This is a genomic window from Frigidibacter sp. RF13, assembly GCF_026626305.1.
Lineage (GTDB): Bacteria > Pseudomonadota > Alphaproteobacteria > Rhodobacterales > Rhodobacteraceae > TMP-24.
This window is the reverse complement of the sequence record NZ_JAPNUE010000001.1, coordinates 260674-278677: the sequence shown is the minus strand read 5'-3', so window position 1 is coordinate 278677 and position 18004 is coordinate 260674. Positions and strand designations below refer to the sequence as shown.

Annotated in this window: 15 protein-coding genes; 7 read left to right on the top strand and 8 right to left on the bottom strand. The window is 64.9% G+C overall.

Annotated elements, in window-relative coordinates:
• Positions 1–17: 17 nt before the first annotated feature.
• Positions 18–638 carry a YdeI/OmpD-associated family protein gene (locus OU426_RS01305; RefSeq protein ID WP_267632042.1) on the top strand — a complete coding sequence of 207 codons (621 nt, stop codon included), beginning with the start codon at positions 18–20 and terminating at the stop codon, positions 636–638.
• Between the two features lie 63 nt (positions 639–701).
• Here OU426_RS01305 and ndk read toward each other — a convergent pair whose 3' ends face one another.
• Entirely contained in the window at positions 702–1124 is a 423-nt protein-coding gene (gene ndk, locus OU426_RS01300; RefSeq protein WP_267632041.1) for a nucleoside-diphosphate kinase, read from the bottom strand.
• Positions 1125–1303: 179 nt separating this feature from the next.
• Between ndk and OU426_RS01295 the strand changes: the two genes are divergently transcribed.
• On the top strand, positions 1304–3148 hold the full coding sequence (locus OU426_RS01295) for an ABC-F family ATP-binding cassette domain-containing protein (protein ID WP_267632040.1): 1845 nt from the start codon (positions 1304–1306) through the stop codon (positions 3146–3148).
• A 93-nt stretch (positions 3149–3241) separates the two neighbouring features.
• Entirely contained in the window at positions 3242–4399 is a 1158-nt protein-coding gene (locus OU426_RS01290) for a CaiB/BaiF CoA transferase family protein (RefSeq protein ID WP_267632039.1), read from the top strand.
• 99 nt (positions 4400–4498) lie between these two features.
• Here OU426_RS01290 and OU426_RS01285 read toward each other — a convergent pair whose 3' ends face one another.
• From OU426_RS01285 to OU426_RS01255, 7 genes are all read right to left on the bottom strand, one after another.
• A complete protein-coding gene (locus tag OU426_RS01285; RefSeq protein WP_267632038.1) occupies positions 4499–5935 on the bottom strand; it encodes a gamma-aminobutyraldehyde dehydrogenase in 1437 nt (478 codons plus the stop codon).
• Positions 5936–5948: 13 nt separating this feature from the next.
• Positions 5949–6764: an ABC transporter permease gene (locus OU426_RS01280; RefSeq protein ID WP_267632037.1), complete on the bottom strand. Its 816-nt coding sequence runs from the start codon at positions 6762–6764 to the stop codon at positions 5949–5951.
• Positions 6754–7698: an ABC transporter permease gene (locus tag OU426_RS01275; protein ID WP_267632036.1), complete on the bottom strand. Its 945-nt coding sequence runs from the start codon at positions 7696–7698 to the stop codon at positions 6754–6756. Before OU426_RS01275 ends, OU426_RS01280 begins: the two co-directional genes overlap by 11 nt.
• Entirely contained in the window at positions 7695–8687 is a 993-nt protein-coding gene (locus OU426_RS01270; protein WP_267632035.1) for an ABC transporter ATP-binding protein, read from the bottom strand. The genes OU426_RS01275 and OU426_RS01270 overlap by 4 nt, the downstream gene beginning before the upstream one ends.
• A gap of 104 nt (positions 8688–8791) precedes the next feature.
• Positions 8792–9943: an ABC transporter substrate-binding protein gene (locus OU426_RS01265; RefSeq protein ID WP_267632034.1), complete on the bottom strand. Its 1152-nt coding sequence runs from the start codon at positions 9941–9943 to the stop codon at positions 8792–8794.
• Positions 9944–9971: 28 nt separating this feature from the next.
• Complete coding sequence (locus tag OU426_RS01260; protein ID WP_267632033.1) at positions 9972–10457, bottom strand: ester cyclase; 486 nt, start codon at positions 10455–10457, stop codon at positions 9972–9974.
• A 173-nt stretch (positions 10458–10630) separates the two neighbouring features.
• Positions 10631–11533 (bottom strand): LysR family transcriptional regulator, encoded by a 903-nt coding sequence (locus tag OU426_RS01255; RefSeq protein WP_267632032.1) that lies wholly within the window; start codon positions 11531–11533, stop codon positions 10631–10633.
• Positions 11534–11758: 225 nt separating this feature from the next.
• Here OU426_RS01255 and OU426_RS01250 point away from each other — a divergent pair, with 225 nt between their 5' ends.
• The 4 genes from OU426_RS01250 to OU426_RS01235 all read left to right on the top strand — a co-directional run bounded on the left by OU426_RS01250 (position 11759) and on the right by OU426_RS01235 (position 17976).
• Positions 11759–13423: a Na/Pi cotransporter family protein gene (locus OU426_RS01250; RefSeq protein ID WP_267632031.1), complete on the top strand. Its 1665-nt coding sequence runs from the start codon at positions 11759–11761 to the stop codon at positions 13421–13423.
• Between the two features lie 163 nt (positions 13424–13586).
• Positions 13587–16376 (top strand): molybdopterin oxidoreductase family protein, encoded by a 2790-nt coding sequence (locus OU426_RS01245; RefSeq protein WP_267632030.1) that lies wholly within the window; start codon positions 13587–13589, stop codon positions 16374–16376.
• Positions 16373–17107 (top strand): 4Fe-4S dicluster domain-containing protein, encoded by a 735-nt coding sequence (locus tag OU426_RS01240; protein WP_267632029.1) that lies wholly within the window; start codon positions 16373–16375, stop codon positions 17105–17107. The genes OU426_RS01245 and OU426_RS01240 overlap by 4 nt, the downstream gene beginning before the upstream one ends.
• The gene (locus OU426_RS01235) at positions 17107–17976 is read left to right on the top strand and encodes a dimethyl sulfoxide reductase anchor subunit family protein (protein WP_267632028.1); all 870 of its coding nucleotides are present in this window, start codon (positions 17107–17109) and stop codon (positions 17974–17976) included. The genes OU426_RS01240 and OU426_RS01235 overlap by 1 nt, the downstream gene beginning before the upstream one ends.
• Positions 17977–18004: the final 28 nt, after the last annotated feature.

The window sequence follows — 18004 nt, the reverse complement described above, 5'->3', positions numbered from 1 at the left end:
CAAGGGGGCCGGCCGGGATGATCACCGAGATCGAGGACTTCTTCACCAGAGGCTGCGGCCGCTGCCCGCGCTTTGACACGCCGGATTGTTCGACGAAACGCTGGGCCGCGGGCCTCGCCGACCTCCGCCGCATCTGTCGTGCGGCTGGGCTGACCGAGACGGTCAAATGGGGCCATCCCTGTTACATGCACGCGGGCCGCAACATCGCCCTCATCGGCGCCTTTCGTGGCGATTTCCGGCTGACCTTCTTCAATGCCGCGCTGATGAAAGATCCAAGTGGCGTCTTGGAACGGCAGGGGCCGAACACCCGGCACCCCGATATGATCCGCTTTGACGAAAACGCGCAGGTCGCGGCGCGGGAGGCGCTGATCCTGTCCTATCTCGCCGAAGCCATGGCCTATGCCGAGGCAGGTATCACGCCGCCGCGTGAGGCGGGCGAAATCGACCTGCCCGACGAACTGCTCGACGCGCTCGATGCCGACCCCGAGCTGGCGGACGCTTTTCAGGCGCTGACACCGGGGCGACAGAAAAGCTACGCGATCGCCATCGGTTCGGCAAAGAAACCCGAAACCCGGGTGAACCGCATCCAGGGCTTTCGCCAGCGCATCCTCGCAGGCAAGGGCGCAAACGAATATTGACCGGAAACGAAAACGGGCCGCCGAAGCGACCCGTCTCACGACTTCATTCAGACAGTCGAACGATCAGCCGACGAGTTCGAGGCCCGAGAAGAAGAAGCTGATCTCGCGCGCCGCCGATTCCGGGCTGTCGGAGCCATGGACCGAATTTTCGCCCTTCGACAGCGCGAACAGCTTGCGGATCGTGCCGTCGGCGGCCTGCGCCGGATCGGTCGCGCCCATCACTTCGCGGTTCTTGGCAATCGCGCCCTCGCCTTCCAGCACCTGCACGACGACCGGCTCGGACGCCATGAACGCGCAGAGCTCGCCATAGAAACCGCGCTCCTTGTGCTCGGCATAGAACGCGCCGGCCTGAGCAGGGCTCAGGTGGATGCGCTTCGAGGCAACGACGCGCAGGCCAGCATCCTCGAATTTGGCGACGATGGCGCCGGTGAGGTTCCGCTTGGTGGCGTCGGGCTTGATGATGGAAAGGGTGCGTTCGGTGGCCATGTCGGTCTCGTTTCGATGGGGGGCGCGGCGGCCCGGGGATTTGATGGCGCGCGCCCTAGCATGGCTCGGCCGCGAAGGAAAGCGGGTTGGGGTTCTGCTCCCAAGCCCCCAGGGATATTTGAGCCACTATGAAGGCAGGAGCGCTTCCTTGGACGCGAAGCCTCTGCTAAGGCGCGCCTATGCTCAGGATTTCCGATATCAGCTATTCGGTCGAGGGGCGCCCTTTGTTCGAGGGCGCCTCGGCCACCATTCCCGCCGGCCACAAGGTCGGCCTCGTCGGTCAGAACGGCACCGGCAAGACCACGCTCTTCCGGCTGATCCGGGGGGAGCTGGCGCTGGAAGGCGGCGAGATCGCGCTGCCGTCAAGGGCGAAGATCGGCGGCGTGGCGCAGGAAGTGCCGTCCTCCTCGACCTCGCTTCTCGATACGGTTCTGGCCGCCGACACTGAGCGCGCCGCGCTGATGGCCGAGGCCGACCATGCGACCGACCCCCACCGGATCGCCGAGATCCAGCACCGGCTGGCCGATATTGACGCCTGGTCGGCGGAGGGCCGCGCTTCGGCAATCCTCAGGGGTCTGGGCTTTGAACCCGAGGAACAGAAACGTCCCTGTTCGGATTTCTCCGGTGGCTGGCGGATGCGGGTGGCGCTGGCGGGCGTCCTTTTCGCGCAGCCCGACCTGCTTTTGTTGGACGAACCGACCAACTATCTCGATCTGGAAGGCGCGCTGTGGCTCGAAAGCTACCTCGCGAAATATCCCCACACCGTCATCATCATCAGCCACGACCGGGGCCTGCTGAACCGGGCCGTCGGCTCGATCCTGCACTTGGAAAACCGGAAGCTTACCTACTGGTCGGGCCCCTATGACCAGTTCGCCCGCCAGCGGGCGGAACTGCGCGCCGTGCAGGCGGCCGAGGCCAAGAAGCAGGAGGCGCGGCGCGCGCATCTGCAATCCTTCGTCGACCGGTTCAAGGCCAAGGCCTCGAAGGCGGTGCAGGCGCAAAGCCGGGTGAAGATGCTGGAAAAGATGCAGCCGATCCTTGCGCCCGAAGAGGCGAAGAAGGTCGTCTTCAGCTTCCCCGAACCCGAGACCTTGTCGCCGCCCATCATCACGATGGAGGGCACGTCGGTCGGCTATGACGGCCCGCCCGTGCTGAAACGCCTGTCACTCCGCATCGACCAGGATGACCGGATCGCACTTCTGGGCCGCAACGGTGAAGGCAAGTCGACGCTCTCGAAACTCCTCGCCGGGAAACTCCCAGCGCAGGGCGGCACCTTCACCCGCTCTTCCAAGCTGCGCATCGGCTATTTCGCCCAGCATCAGGTCGACGAGCTGCACCTCGACGAAACGCCCCTGCAGCATATCCAGCGCCAGCGCCCCGACGAGGGCCAGGCGAAACTGCGCGCGCGCCTTGCGGGCTTCGGCCTTGGCGCCGATCAGGCCGAAACGCTGGTCGGTCGCCTGTCCGGCGGTCAGAAAGCGCGACTGTCGCTGCTGCTGGCCACCCTTGATGCACCGCATCTTCTGATCCTCGACGAACCGACCAACCACCTCGACATCGAAAGCCGGGAAGCTCTGGTGACGGCGCTGACCGAATATTCCGGCGCCGTGATCCTTGTTTCCCACGACATGCATCTGCTGGGCCTTGTGGCCGACCGGCTGTGGCTGGTGAAGGGGGGCGCAGTGGCGCCCTATGCGCGCGATCTTGAGGATTATCGCCGCGAACTCCTGCTGGGCGACGAAGCGGAAAAGCCCGCCGAGAAGGTCAAGGAAAAGGCCCCGAAACCCTCACGCGAGGCACTTCTTGCGCTGAAGGCCGAGGTCCGGAAATGCGAGGAACGGCTCGCGAAGCTGAATGAGATGCGTGACAAGCTGGCAGTGAAACTCGCCGATCCCGCGCTCTATGAGCGCCCCGACGAGGCCGTTGTCTGGCAGAAGAAATATGCCGAGGTGATGGAGGGGCTGGACCGGGCCGAAGACCTGTGGATGAAGGCAGCCGAGAAGCTGGAGGCAGTGGAGGGCTGACCCTGCGCCGATTGAGGCACTGCGTAGCCTGTCTTGCCGGGGTCCAGCTTCCTGCCTACCTTCGGATCATCCGCTTCGAAACAGGTGCCCACCATGACCGCGCCCCTCGACGGCATCACCGTCCTTGACCTGACCCATGTGCTGGCGGGACCGTTCGCGTCCACGCAGCTGCAGGATTTCGGCGCGCGGGTGATCAAGGTCGAGCGACCGGGCAGCGGCGACGATACGCGTGCCTTTCCCCCGTTCGTTCAGGGCGAAAGCGCCTATTTCGCGGCGCTCAATCACGGCAAGCAGTCGATCGCACTCGACCTCAAGGCCCCGGAAGACCGCGCCATCTTCGACCGGCTTCTCGCGCGAGCGGATGTGATCCTCGAAAACTTCCGGCCCGGCACGATGGAGAAGCTCGGTTATGGTTGGGAGGCGCTGCGCGCGCACCATCCCCGCCTGATCTATGGCGCGGTTTCTGGCTTCGGTCATACCGGTCCGGAGGCGGGGAAGCCCGCCTATGACATGGTGGTGCAAGCGCGCGGCGGCGTCATGTCGATCACCGGCGAGGAAAATGGCCCGCCGGTGCGCGTCGGCGCCTCGATCGGCGATATCGTTGCGGGTATGTATCTGGTGCAGGGTGTGCTGGCCGCGCTTTTCGCGCGCCAGACCTCGGGTCGGGGCGCAAAGATCGATATTTCCATGCTCGACGCCCAAATCGCCATTCAGGAACATGCGATTGCGATCACCACCGCGACGGGCGTTGCCCCCGGTCGCACCGGCGCGCGCCATCAGACGATCACGCCCTTCTCGACCTTCCGTGCCTCGGACGGGTTCTTCGTGATCGCGGCGGGCAACGATGCGCTGTTTGCGCGGCTTTGCGTGGCACTCGGCGATCCTGCGCTGGCAACGGACCCGCGCTTTGCCACCAATGCCGCGCGCTGCGAGAATGTCCATCTGCTGAAGCGCCGGATCGAGGCGATTACGCTGGAACACACCAGTGCCCACTGGATCGGGTTGCTGGAGGCTAATGGAGTCCCGACCGGCAAGGTGCAGGACATGGCCGAAGCACTGGCCGACCCCCAGGTTCTGGCGCGCAATATGGTCTTGCCTGTCGCCTCGGAGCCGGGTCGGCCCGACTTCATGGCAGCGGGCAACCCGGTGAAGATGACCGGGCTAGCGGAGCCAGCCGCCCGGGCAATCGCGCCACGCCTCGACGGTGACCGCGCTGCGATCCTGCATTGGCTGGACGAGGGGCAAGGCTGATTTCGTCGCCTTCGGCGCCGACCCGCCGGGGGGCCCTGCCCCCCGGACCCCCGGGGATATTTCGGAACGAAAGAGGACGGGACGAGCCTGCTTGCCCCGCTAGTGCTTCACCATCACATGGCGGACGACCGAATAGTCTTCGATCGCGTAGGTCGACATGTCCTTGCCGTAGCCCGACTGCTTCAGCCCGCCATGCGGCATTTCGTTGACCAGCATGAAATGGGTGTTGATCCAGGTGCAGCCGTAGCGGAGCCGCGCCGCGGTTTCCATTGCCCGGCCCACGTCTCGGGTCCAGACAGAGGAAGCGAGGCCATAGTCGCTGTCGTTGGCCCAGCCGACCGCCTCGTCCACGTCCGAAAACGGCGTGATTGAAACCACCGGCCCGAACACTTCGCGGCGCACGATCTCGTCTTCCTGGCGCGCGCCGGCGATCACCGTGGGCTTGTAGTAGAAGCCGCCATTGCCCATCACCGCGCCGCCCGTCGTGACCTCGACATGGCTAAGCTCGCGGGCGCGCTCGACGAAGCTCGCCACCCGGTCGCGCTGGCGCAGCGAGATGAGCGGACCGATCTCGTTCACGCTGTCGTCGTCATTGCCGAGTTCAATGGTCGAGACGGCGGCGGAGAGGTCGGCAACGAGGTTTTCGTAGACTTTCTTGCCCGCGTAGATCCGGCAGGCCGCGGTGCAGTCCTGCCCGGCGTTGTAATAGCCGAAGGCGCGCAGCCCTTCGACGACCGCTCCGATGTCGGCGTCGTCGAACACCACGACCGGCGCCTTGCCGCCCAGCTCCAGATGGGTGCGTTTGACCGATTTCGAGGCGGCGACCAGCATCTTCTTGCCTGTCGCAACATCGCCGGTCAGGCTTATCATATCGACGCCGGGGTGGTTGATTAGGTAATTCCCCACCGTTTCGCCCCTGCCGGGAAGGATGTTCACCACACCTTCAGGCAGAACGTCGGCAAGCAGGCCCGCGAGCTTCAGCGCGGTCAGCGGCGTCTGCTCGGACGGTTTGAAGACGATCGTGTTGCCTGCGCCGATCGCCGGGGCAACTTTCCAGGCCATCATCATCAACGGATAGTTCCAGGGCGCGATCGAGGCGACGACCCCCACCGCGTCGCGGCGGATCATCGAGGTGTGACCGGCCAGATATTCCCCGGCCACCGCGCCATGCTGGACGCGCACCGCGCCCGCGAAGAAACGGAAGCAGTCGACGATGGCCGGTATCTCGTCATTCCGCGCGGCGTTGATCGGCTTGCCGCAGTTCAGTGCCTCCAGCGCAGCGAAAGCGTCGGCGTCGGCCTCGATCGCATCGGCGATCCGGTGGAGCGCCGCGGACCGGTCGGCAGGCGTCGTGCGCGACCAGCTGACGAAGGCCTTGCGGGCAGCGGCCACCGCGCGGTCGATCTGGTCGGTCGAGGCCTCGGGCACGTCAAGGATCAGCGCGCCGGTACGCGGGTTCAGGACCTTTTCCGCCGTCTCCTGCCCGCCCTCCAGCGCGCCGCCGATCAGAAGTGACGTGTCAAAATGCTTGGTCATGGGTTCGGTCCTTTCATTTGCCGCCGCCGGCCGTCTCTTCGGCGCCGGAGGTCAGGTAATAGGCTGCGAGGATGGGCAGGAAGGTCGCCATGAACACGACGATGGCGACGACATTGGTAACAGGGCGCTGGCGCGGCCGGACAAGCTCGTCCAGCATCCAGATTGGCAGGGTCTTGGCCGCATTACCGGTGCCTGCGGTGAAGGTGGTGACGATCACCTCGTCGAACGAGAGCGCGAAGGCCAGCATGCCGCCTGCCAGCAGCGCCGTGCCGAGGTTCGGCAGGATCACATGTCGGAAGGTCTGGAAGGCATTGGCGCCGAGATCGGCCGAGGCTTCGAGCATCGATGATCCCAACCGCCGGAAACGGGCAACCGCATTGTTGTAGACGATGACGATGCAGAAGGTCGCGTGGCCGAGCATGATCGTCCACATCGAGAAGGGAATGTCGGCGATGGCGAAGGCAGAGCGCAGCGACATGCCGGTGATGATGCCCGGCAGCGCGATGGGCAGAATGACGAGAAGCGAGATCGTGTCGCGCCCGAAGAACTTCGCCCGCGCCATTGCGGCGGCGCACAGCGTGCCGAGGATGAGTGCGAGGCCCGAGGCGATGGTCGCGACCTTGAGCGACAGCCACAGCGGCGGCCAGATGTCGGCGCGGTTCCAGGCGACGCCGAACCATTCGGTGGTCAGCCCGGGCGGCGGGAACTGATAGGATTTCTCCTCGGTGGTGAAGGCATAGAGGAAGATCAGCAGGATCGGCAGATGCAGGAACATCAGCCCGCCTATGGCGCCGAGTGTGAGGACAAAGGGAGGACGGTCAGAGCGCATCGAAAGCCCCCAGACGGCGCGCGATGGCCAGATAGACGAGCATGATCAGGATCGGGATCACCGCGAAGGCGGCGGCAAGCGGAATATTCCCGGCGGTGCCTTGCAGCGAATAGACCGCCATGCCGATGAAATTCGCCGAATTGCCGATGATCTGGGGAATGATGTAGTCGCCCAAGGTCAGCGAGAAGGTGAAGATCGAGCCGGCGATAATGCCCGGCAGCGCCAAGGGCAGCGTGACACTCCAGAGCGTGCGCAGGCCACCGGCGCCGAGGTCGGCCGAGGCCTCCAGCATCGACTTCGGCACGCGTTCAAGCGAGGCCTGCATCGGCAGGATCATGTAGGGCAGCCAGACATAGACGAAGACGATGAAAGTGCCGATGAAGGAGGTCGACAGGGAATTGCCGCCGATCACGGGGATCGACAGGATCGCATCCAGCACGGAACCTGCGCCGATGCCGTTTGCGGCCCAGGTCACGATCCCTTCCTTGGCGAGGATCAGCTTCCAAGCATAGACCTTGACCAGATAGGAGGACCAGAGGGGCAGCATGACGCCGAGATAGAAGACTGCCTTCCAGCGACCTTTCGCAAAGCGCGCGGCATAGAAGGCGATGGGGAAGGCAAGGACAGCAGACGCCAGAGTGACGGCGGCAGCCATGGTTACGGTGCGCAGGATGATGTCGTAATTCTGCGGCAGGAGGAGTTCGCCGTAGGTCTTCAGCGTGAATTCCCGCACCACGACGCCGGAAAACGGGTCGATCGAATAGAAGCTCTGCCACAGAAGCGCGATGAGCGAGCCGACATAGACGATGCCAAGCCACAGAAGCGGCGGCGCAAGGAGAAGTGCCAGCAAGAGACCCGGCCGCCTCCAGAAGAGCGCGGTCAGCCGCTCGGCGATCCCCGGCGCGGGGGCGGGCTGCGAGGCGGCGGGCATCATGCCTTCTCCATCAGGTGAAGCGACTGGACCTGCCAGCCGAGACCCACCTCCTCGCCGACGGCCGGGACGGCGATCCCGGCGGGGATCTGGGCGGCCAGTTCGTGGCCGCCGCAATCCAAGGTGACGCGCGTGGCGGCGCCGAGATAGCGCAGGCCGGTCACCCGGCCTCGCACCGTTCCGCCCTGCCCGCGCTCCAGCCGGATTGCCTCGGGCCGGAGGCTCGCCCAACGGGCGGGACCGCCGAAGCGCTGGGTCTGTTCGGGCGGCAGCACATTTGAGGAGCCGACGAAATCGGCGACAAAGCGGTTCGCTGGCTGTTCATAGATTTCGCCCGGCGTGCCGACCTGCGCGACACGGCCTTCGGCGAAGACCGCGACCCGGTCGGCCATCGACAGGGCCTCGCCCTGATCATGGGTGACAAAAACGAAGGTAATGCCCAACCTCTGCTGCAGGCTTTTCAGTTCGTCCTGCATCGCCTCGCGCAACTTCAGGTCCAGCGCGCCGAGTGGTTCGTCCAGAAGCAGCACCTTGGGTTCGTTTACCAGCGCCCGCGCGAGCGCCACTCGCTGCCGCTGCCCGCCCGACAATTGTGCAGGCTTGCGGTCGCCGAACCCGTCAAGGTGGACAAGCGCCAAAAGCTCCTCGGCCTTGGCATGGCGGGCGGCGCGGCCCACGCCCTTCACCATCAGCCCGTAGGCTACATTGTCGCGCACGTTCATATGAGGAAAGAGCGCGTAATCCTGAAAGACCGTGTTCACGTTCCGCCGGTTCGGCGGCACCGCGCCGCTGTCCTCGCCGAAGATGCGTATCTCGCCAGCCGTCGGGCTTTCAAAGCCGGAAATCAGTCGCAGGCAGGTCGTCTTGCCGGACCCGGACGGCCCGAGCATGGCGAAGAACGATCCTTCCGCGATGGTGAGATCGACAGAGTCGACGGCCTTCACCGCGCCGAAATGGCGCGAGACGGAACGGAATTCGACGGCAGCGGGCATAGCAGATCCAATAGTCTTTCAAGCGCGCCAGTGGGCGCGTGGTCCTGGAGGAAAGGCAGGTTGTGGTGCGCGGGTGGCCCCCGCGCACCAGGGAGGACGGAGGCTCAGCGCCCGCCGATCACCCCGATATAGTCCGACACCCAGCGGTAATAGGGCACGCAGGCGCCCTCGCCCTGGCTGCAGTTGGCGACCGGCGTCTGCCAGAAGCGGATCTTGTCGAAGTCATCAAGACCGTTCGCCGTGCAACCCTCGGCGGTCTGCATGCCCGACCCGTCCGTGCAGGAAGCGGGCGTCACCGGAACCGACCCGAACCAGACCGAAAGGTCGGACTGCAGGTTGGAGGACAATGTATGTTCCATCCATTTGTAGGCGCAGTTCGGATGTTTGGCATCCGCCGCGAGCATCGTCGTATCGGCCCAGCCCGTCGCACCCTCTTCCGGTATGGTCGAGGCGACCGGTTGGCCCTCGCCCGCCAGAAGCCCGACCTGGAACGGCCAGGAGCCCGAGGCGACGACCCCTTCGTTCTTGAAATCGTCGATCTGGATGAAGGCATCATGCCAGTAGCGGCCCACCAGTTCGCGCTGCTGGCGCAGAAGGTCGAGCGCCGCCTTGTACTGATCCTCGTTCAGCTCGTAAGGTGAGGTGATGCCGAGTTCCGGCTTGTGGGCCATCAGGTACTGCGCGGCATCGGCGATATGGATCGGCCCGTCATAGGCCTGGACGCGCCCCTTGTTGGATTGCCCGTCGGGCAGGGTCTGTTCCTCGAACACCACCGACCAGCTCTTCGGCGCTTCGGGGAAGACCTTGGTATTATACATCAGGACGTTCGGCCCCCACTGGTAGGGCACGCCGTAATGGGTGCCATCGACCGTGTACCAGGGCGCGTTCTGCAACCGCTCGTCGACCTTCGACCAGGACGGGATCAGGTCGGTATTGACCGCCTGCACGCGCCCACCAGCCACAAGACGCAGCGACGCGTCGCCCGAAGCGGTCACCAGATCGAACCCGCCCTCGTTCATCAGCGCGACCATCTCGTCGGAGGTGTTCGCGGTCTTGATCGAGACCTTGCAGCCCGTCGCTTCCTCGAACTTCGTCACCCAGTCGAAGGCCTTGTCGGTTTCGCCCCGCTCGATATAGCCCGGCCAGGCAACGATCGACAGTTCGCCCTCGCCATCGCCTACGGCGGTCATCTGTGCGACCGCGGCATTCGATGCCGCAAAGGCGAGCATGGTGGTTGAAATCAGGATTTTCTTCATCAGCCTTCTCCCTGTTTGTCCGGGTTGTTCACATCAGCCCGAGCTGTTTGTAGAAACCAAGCGCGTCGTAATAGTCCGCCTGATGCGCGATCTTGCCGCCTTCGATCCGGAAGACCGAGGCGCCGTGGAAACTGAAGCTCTTGCCGGTCGCTTCGGTCCCGTCCGCCCAGGCACCGCTGTTGGTGCCCGAGAAAGTCCATTCGAAAGCGACCGCGTCGCCCGCGACGATCGGATCGCCGTCCATCTGCCAGACTGCATCCGGCGCGGCATTCAGGAAAGCGTCGATCACCTGGGTTTTCGCAGCTTCCTTGCCCTCGACCGGCGTGCCGACCGAGGCATCGTAGTAGGTCCCGTTGTCGGCGAAAAAGTCCGCGGCCGCCGCGCCGTCATGGGCATTCCAGGCGGCGAGATAGCCAGTTACGACCGACAGCGCGTCCTGTGCGAATGCGGTCGTTGAGAGCAGGCAGGCGCCGGTAACGGCGGCGGCGCGCAAAGTCATAGAGATGAAGCTCATCTTTCCCCCCAAGGCCTCATGGGCGCAGCTGGCGCCCCCAGAACTTCACGCAAACTCTGCGCCCGGCGCGGATCAATCGCAATATCAAAACAAAGAACGGAGCAATCGGTTTTGCCGATGGATGGATGGTTTCTTGATCGGAGGAGCGCGCGCCTTTTCGCACTCGGCGAGTATCAGCGCTCTGGCACCGCGCTCTGCGCCGCGCGGATGAAGTTGCGCGCTACGGTCGACAAGGGCGCGCCCTTGCGCCAGACGAGGCCCACCTGAACCGAGGGCAGATCGCCCGAGACATCGCGGATCTCGATCCGGTCGCCTTCAAGCGACCATGGCCGGTATACAAGCGAGGGAAGAAGCGCCACGCCTGCCCCGGTCGCGACCAGCGAACGCACCGCCTCGACCGAGCGGGTGCGGAAGGCGATGTCAGGCTTGACCGACAGGGCGGCCATCAGCCGCCGAGTCGATTCCTCGATTTCGTCCACTGTCAGCACGATCAGCTGCTCGCCTGCCAGATCGTCGAGCGTGATCGCCTCTGCCTCGTTCAGCCGGTGGCCCGTCGGCAGCCACAGCCGGTAGGGCGAGACCAGAAGGGATTCGACCTGCATCGCGGCCCGGTCGCGGATCGACGACGTCAGCACGACCGCAACATCCAGTTCACCGCCGATCAGAAGATGCTGCAGATAATCGGCATTGTCCTCGATCGCAGTGACCTCGACCTTCGGGAAGGCGCGCCGGAACCGCGACAGAATATCGGAAAGCACGTAACCCGCGACCAGCGAGGTGACGCCCAGCGACAAAGCGCCACCGAGATCGCCGGTTTCCTCCCGGAAAGCCATGCGCGCGGTCGATACATCGGCGAGGATCTGGGTCGCATGGCGCAGGAAGAGCGATCCCTTGTGCGTCAGTTCCAGCCCCCGCGCCTTCCGTTCGAAAAGCGTGACGCCAAGATCGTCCTCCAGCGCCTGGATCGCCTCGGTCACCGAAGATTGCGAGATCGACAGCACCCGCGCCGCACCTGAGACCGACGCCTGTTCGGCAGCGGCGACGAAGAACTGCAACTGGCGAAGGGTGAAGGCCATGCTTCAGAGAGCCCGATCAAGCGCGGGCAGCTTCGACTTCGCTTCGTCTTTAGCGATTTCGGTCATGCGCCGAGATTGACCGCTGTTGCAGCGCTGTCAACCGGGTGGGTTATCTGTAGGCTACGGCTGAATTCCTTGTGCGCACCGTTGCGCCGGGCAGCGGTCCGTGATTGTAACAGTTTTATGACAGTCTTGATGATCTGCTGAGTCGAAAGGACCCGCCCTGTGCCCGAAACCTCGCCCTTGCTCTTCGTCCTTCATGTTGCCGGGGCCGCCGCCCTTCTCATCTGGGCGGTCAGGCTGGTCAGGACGGGGGTAGAGCGGGGCTGGGCAGTGCAATTGCGCGGCTGGCTGAGGCGCGGCGGGCAGAACCGGATCGCGGCGGCACTCGCCGGGACCGGCGCAGCTGTGGTCCTGCAAAGCTCGACCGCCGTTGCCATCCTGACCTCGAACTTCGTCGCGGCCGGAACGCTGGCGGCTACGGCGGGCCTCGCCGTCCTTCTCGGCGGCGACCTCGGCTCGGCGATCGTCGCGCAGATCCTCGTCGCGCGCGCCGACTGGCTGGTGCCGGTGCTTCTGGTCGCGGGCGTCGCGATCTTTCAGAAATCCACCGCCCGTGAATGGCGGATGGCAGGGCGTGTCCTGATCGGGCTTGCGCTCATCTTCGTCTCGCTATCGATGATCCGCGACGCGACCGAGCCCTTGCGCGAGGCGAAGGGCGTGATGGCGGCGCTGGCCTATCTGGGCGGCGATCCTCTCACCGCTTTCGCGCTTGGCGCGCTTTTCGCCTGGGCTGTGCATTCCTCGGTCGCGGCCGTCCTTCTCTTCGTCACCCTCTCCGCCGCCCATGTGTTGCCGGTCAGCGCCGGCGCGGCCATGGTGCTCGGCGCCAATCTCGGCGGGTCCTTCATCGCCTTCATCCTGACGCTCGGCTCCGACATCGCCGCGCGGCGGGTGGTGATGGCGAACCTGATCGTCCGCGGCGGCGGCGCGCTGCTCGCGCTTCTCGGTCTCTCGATGCTGCAGCTGCCCCTCGACACGATCGGCGCGACGCCCGCACGTCAGGTCATCAACCTGCACCTTCTTTTCAACCTCGCAATCCTACTTCTCGCCCTGCCCTTCACCGGCCCGCTGATGCGGCTTGCGGACCGGCTCGTTGCCCCGCCACAGCAACCGGCCCGGCTCGACCGGGTCAGCGCGCTCGACCCGGCGGCGCTCGGCACGCCCAATCGCGCGCTCGCCTGCGCCGCGCGAGAGATCCTGCAAATGGGCGAACAGGTCGAAACCATGCTGCGGTCGGTCACCGGACTTTACTCCGGCTGGGATGCGAGTGCCGCCGACGCGATCCGCCGCAAGGAGGAAGAGGTCGACCGGATCCACCTCGACACCAAGCTTTATCTTGCGAAGCTCCAGCGCGCCGATATCAGCGACGAGATGCGCCACAAGGCGCTCGACCTCGCGGAAATGGCGGTCAATCTCGAAACCGCGGGGAATGTGATCAGCCAGACGATGCTGACGCTCGCCCAGCGGCTGGATCAGGAGGGTTTGAGCTTTTCCGAAACCGGCCGGGCCGAGATCGGCGATTTCCACGACCGGGTGCTGTCGAACGCCCAGGCGGCTCTGAATGTGCTGATGACGCTCAATCCCGATGCGGCCCGCGCGCTTGTCGAGGAAAAGGACCATGTCCGCGACATTGAACAGGCGCTGCAGCGCTCGCATCTGGAGCGGCTGAAAGAGGGGCGGACGGAATCGATCGAGACCTCGAACATCCATCAGGAAACGCTCCGCGCCCTCAAGCAGGTGAACACCTCCTTCACCCAGGTCGCCTACCCGATCCTGTCCGAGACCGGCGACCTCCTGTCCAGTCGCTTGACCCGCGCCAAGGGCTGACCGGAAGGGGCGGCTCATCGCGCTTTGTGGAGCTCTTCGCCGGGCAACCCCAGCGAGGAAAGCCGCAAGGTTCGGCGAACGACCGATTGGTCCAGACATAACCATTGGATTGCAATGCGTCCCCGCCCCGCCGAACATCCGCTTGAGGCGGATGGGGACAGGCATGATTCTGCGCGAACCGGAACTGGACAGATCGCCCAAGGTCTCCGACGAGATGCGGCAGACCACCTGCTACATGTGCGCCTGCCGCTGCGGGATCAATGTGCATCTGAAGTCAGGCAAGGTTTCCTACATCGAAGGCAACCGCGATCACCCGGTCAACCGGGGCGTCCTTTGCGCCAAGGGCGCCTCCGGCATCATGCAGGTCACCGCGCCCTCGCGGTTGCGGGCACCATTACGACGCGTGGGCCCCCGAGGATCGGGGGCCTTCGAGGAGATTTCCTGGGACGAGGCGCTCGGTCTCGCCGTGCAATGGCTCGGGCCCTTGCGTGCCACGGCGCCGGAAAAGCTCGCCTTCTTCACCGGCCGCGACCAGAGCCAGAGCTTCACCAGCTTCTGGGCGCAGAATTTCGGTACGCCGAATTATGCCGCCCACGGCGGCTTCTGTTCGGTCAACATGGCGGCGGCAGGCATCTACACGATGGGCGGCGCCTTCTGGGAGTTCGGGCAGACAGACTGGGACCGAACGCGGCTCTATGTGCTGTTCGGCGTCGCCGAGGATCATGACAGCAATCCAATCAAGATCGGCATCGGCAAGCTGAAGGCGCAAGGCGGCCGGATGATCGCAATCAATCCGGTTCGCACGGGCTATAATGGTGTTGCCGACGACTGGTACGGGATCACGCCCGGCACCGACGGGCTTCTGATCCTGGCGCTGATCCACGAGTTGCTCGTCGCAGGCAAGATCGACCTCGACTACCTCGCCCGCTACACCAATGCCCCCTGCCTGATCGACGAGACCGAAGGCGAGGAAAAGGGCCTTCTGATCCGCGACGAACTGGGCAAGCCCATCGTTATCGACCGCGCCACCGGCCAGCCCGCCCCCTACGATCAGCCAGGCGTCCGTCCCGACCTTGGCGCCTGCTGGAAAGGTTGCCGAACCGTCTTTCAACATCTGGCCGAGCGCTATCTTGCGGATGAGTTCGCCCCGGAAGCCGTGGCCGACCGCTGCGGCCTTTCCCCCGCGCGCATCCGCGCGCTCGCGGCCGAGATCGCCGACGCGGCCTTCAACCATTCCGTCGCCCTTGACCAGCCCTGGACCGATTTCCGCGGCGAGCGCCATGACAGGATGGTCGGCCGCCCAGTCAGCTTCCATGCGATGCGGGGGCTTTCGGCTCATGCGAACGGCTTCCAGACCGCGCGCGCGCTGCATATCCTGCAGATCCTTCTGGGGTCGGTCGAGGTGCCCGGCGGCTTCCGCTTCAAGCCGCCCTACCCCAAGCCCGCGCACGCCCATCCGACGCCCCACAGCTATTTCATGCCCGGCCGCCCGCTGGACGGACCGCATCTGGGTTTTCCGCAGGGCCCCGAACATCTGGCGTTGAAGCTCGACGACCAGACGCCCGCCCGCATCGACAAGGGCTTCACCTGGGAAAATCCGCTGTCCTGCCACGGCATGATGCACATGGTCATCTCGAACGCCGTGGCGGGCGATCCCTATCCGATCGACACGCTGATGCTCTACATGGCCAACATGGCCTGGAATTCGTCGATGAACACGGCCGAGACCATGGCCATGCTGACGGCGAAGGACGGCAATGGCGAATACAAGATCCCGCGCATCATCTATTCCGATGCCTATGCCTCCGAGATGGTCGCCTATGCCGATCTCGTTCTGCCCGATACGACCTATCTGGAACGTCACGATTGCATTTCGCTTCTCGACCGGCCGATTTGCGAGGCCGATCATGCCGCCGATGCAATCCGCTGGCCGGTGACGGAACCCGACCGTGATGTGCGCGGCTTCCAGTCGGTTCTGATCGATCTGGCGGGCCGGCTTGGCCTGCCCGGCTTCGTGACCGACGAAGGCCGACCGAAATACCGTGACTATGCCGACTATATCGTCCGCCACGAACGCCGCCCCGGCGTCGGGCCATTGATCGGCTGGCGGGGCAACGGCGATGCCGTCGGACGAGGCGCACCGAACCCCAATCAACTCAACGCCTATATCGCCAATGGCGGCTTCTACGCTGCCGAAGTGCCGGAAGAGGCGCGTTTCTTCAAACCCTGGAACAAGGCCTATCAGGACTGGGCCGTGACCATGGGCTTCTACGACCAGCCGCAGCCCTATCTCTTCCAGCTTTATTGCGAGCCGATGCGGCGCTTCCAGCTTGCCGCCGAGGGTTACCATGAACGCCAGCCCCCCGAGCATCTGCGCGACCGGATCCGCGCCACGATGAACCCGCTGCCAATCTGGTATCCCCCTCTTGGTGCCGCGGCCGGGTCCGACTTTCCCCTGCATGCGATCACCCAGCGGCCGATGGCCATGTACCATTCCTGGGGCAGCCAGAATGCCTGGCTGAGGCAGATCCACGGCCACAATCCGCTTTATCTGCCGACGAAGGTCTGGCAGGCGCAGGAATTCAAGGATGGCGATTGGGCGCGTGTCACGTCACCGTCCGGCGAAATCACGGTACCGGTCGCGCATATGGCGGCCTTGAACGAAAAGACCGTCTGGACCTGGAATGCCATCGGCAAGCGGAAAGGTGCCTGGGGATTGTCCGAAGAGGCGCCTGAGGCGACAAAGGGCTTCTTGCTCAACCATTTGATCGACGAACTGCTGCCCGATCGCGGCGATGGCCGCCGCTGGTCGAATTCCGACCCTGTGACCGGCCAGGCTGCCTGGTTCGACCTGCGCGTCCGGGTCGATAAGTGCCCGCCCCCCGCCGAGGCCCAACCAGTATTTGCCCCCATTGGCTCGCCCGTGGATAAACCCAAGCGGAGCCGCCCGTGACAGCCCTTCCACCCCCCTCCGCCAAGAAACTTGGCCTCGTCATCGATCTTGACACTTGCGTGGGCTGCCATGCCTGCGTGACTGCCTGCAAAGGCTGGAATGATCAGGGTTATGGCGCACCACTATCGGACAATGACGCATATGGGTCTGACCCGTGCGGAACGTTCCTCAACCGCGTCCACAGCTATGAGGTCACCCCTGCCGAGGGAGCGGCAGAGATTGTGAACTTCCCCCGGTCGTGCCTGCATTGCGAGGACGCGCCCTGCGTGACCGTCTGCCCGACCGGCGCCTCCTACAAACGGGCCGAGGACGGGATCGTTCTGGTGAACGAGGATGCCTGCATCGGCTGCGGCCTCTGCGCCTGGGCCTGCCCCTATGGCGCGCGCGAACTGGATGCCCAAGCGGGCGTGATGAAGAAATGCACGCTGTGCGTCGACCGGATCTACAATGACAACCTTCCCGAGGAAGATCGCGTGCCGGCCTGTGTCCGTACCTGCCCGACTGGTGCGCGGCATTTCGGCGATCTCGGCGATCCCGACAGCGCGGTCAGCCAGCTTGTCGCCGCGCGGGGTGGCTTCGAACTGATGCCCGACCTTGGTACGAAGCCGGTCAACCGCTATCTGCCGCCGCGCCCGAAGGGCACGTCCGAGCGGCCTGCGCTCGCGCCCCTGCCACAAATCGAGGCAACCGGATTCGCGGGCTGGCTCGACCGGCTGTTGGAGAGGTTCTGATGCATCCCGCGCCTTCGGTCATTGTCTTTACCACCCTGTCCGGCGCTGGCTTCGGCTTTCTCTTTCTGCTGAACCTTGGCCTCGCGGGAGGGACCGGGCTTGGCGCCCTTGTGGCTTACGCCGTAGGCGGCGCGCTCGCGGTCGCGGGCCTTCTGGCATCGACCTTCCATCTCGGCAATCCCGGGCGGGCGTGGCGCGCCTTCAGCCAGTGGCGGACAAGCTGGTTGTCGCGCGAGGCCTGGTTCTCGAGCGCAACGCTGATCCTGAGTGCATTTGCGGCGCTGGAGCGGATGGGCGGTGGCGGGCCGGACCTTGTGGGCCTGGCCGGGGCGGCGCTGGCGGCGGCGACGGTGCTTGCGACTGCGATGATCTATGCGCAGTTGCGAACGGTACCGCGCTGGAACCATTGGACAACGCCCCTGACCTATGCGGCCTTCGCCCTGACAGGCGGGGCAATCCTTTCGGGCTGGGGCTGGGCCGCAGGACTTGCCTGCCTCGTGCTCGCGGCCGCGATGCTTCTGGCCTGGCGCCTCGGCGACGACCGTTTTGCAACGGCCGGATCGACGCCCAATGCCGCAACCGGCCTTCCCGGCGAGGTCCGCCCCTTTGCCGCCCATACTGCGCAAAGCTACGTGACCAAGGAAATGATCCATCAGGTCGGCCGCAAGCACGCGCGAAAGCTCAGGCTGATCGCAATCGTTCTGGCCTGCCTCCTGCCCGCCGCGCTGCTGTTTGCCCTCCCCGCCGGGCCCGTCGCCGCCCTTCCGGCCTTCGCCTGCCATCTCGCCGGGGCCATGGTGCAACGTTGGTTGTTCTTCGCCGAGGCAGAACATGTCGTCGGCCACTATTACGGCCGTGCGCCCGGCTGAATGCGAAGGCCAGTTGCCGCAGCGGGAA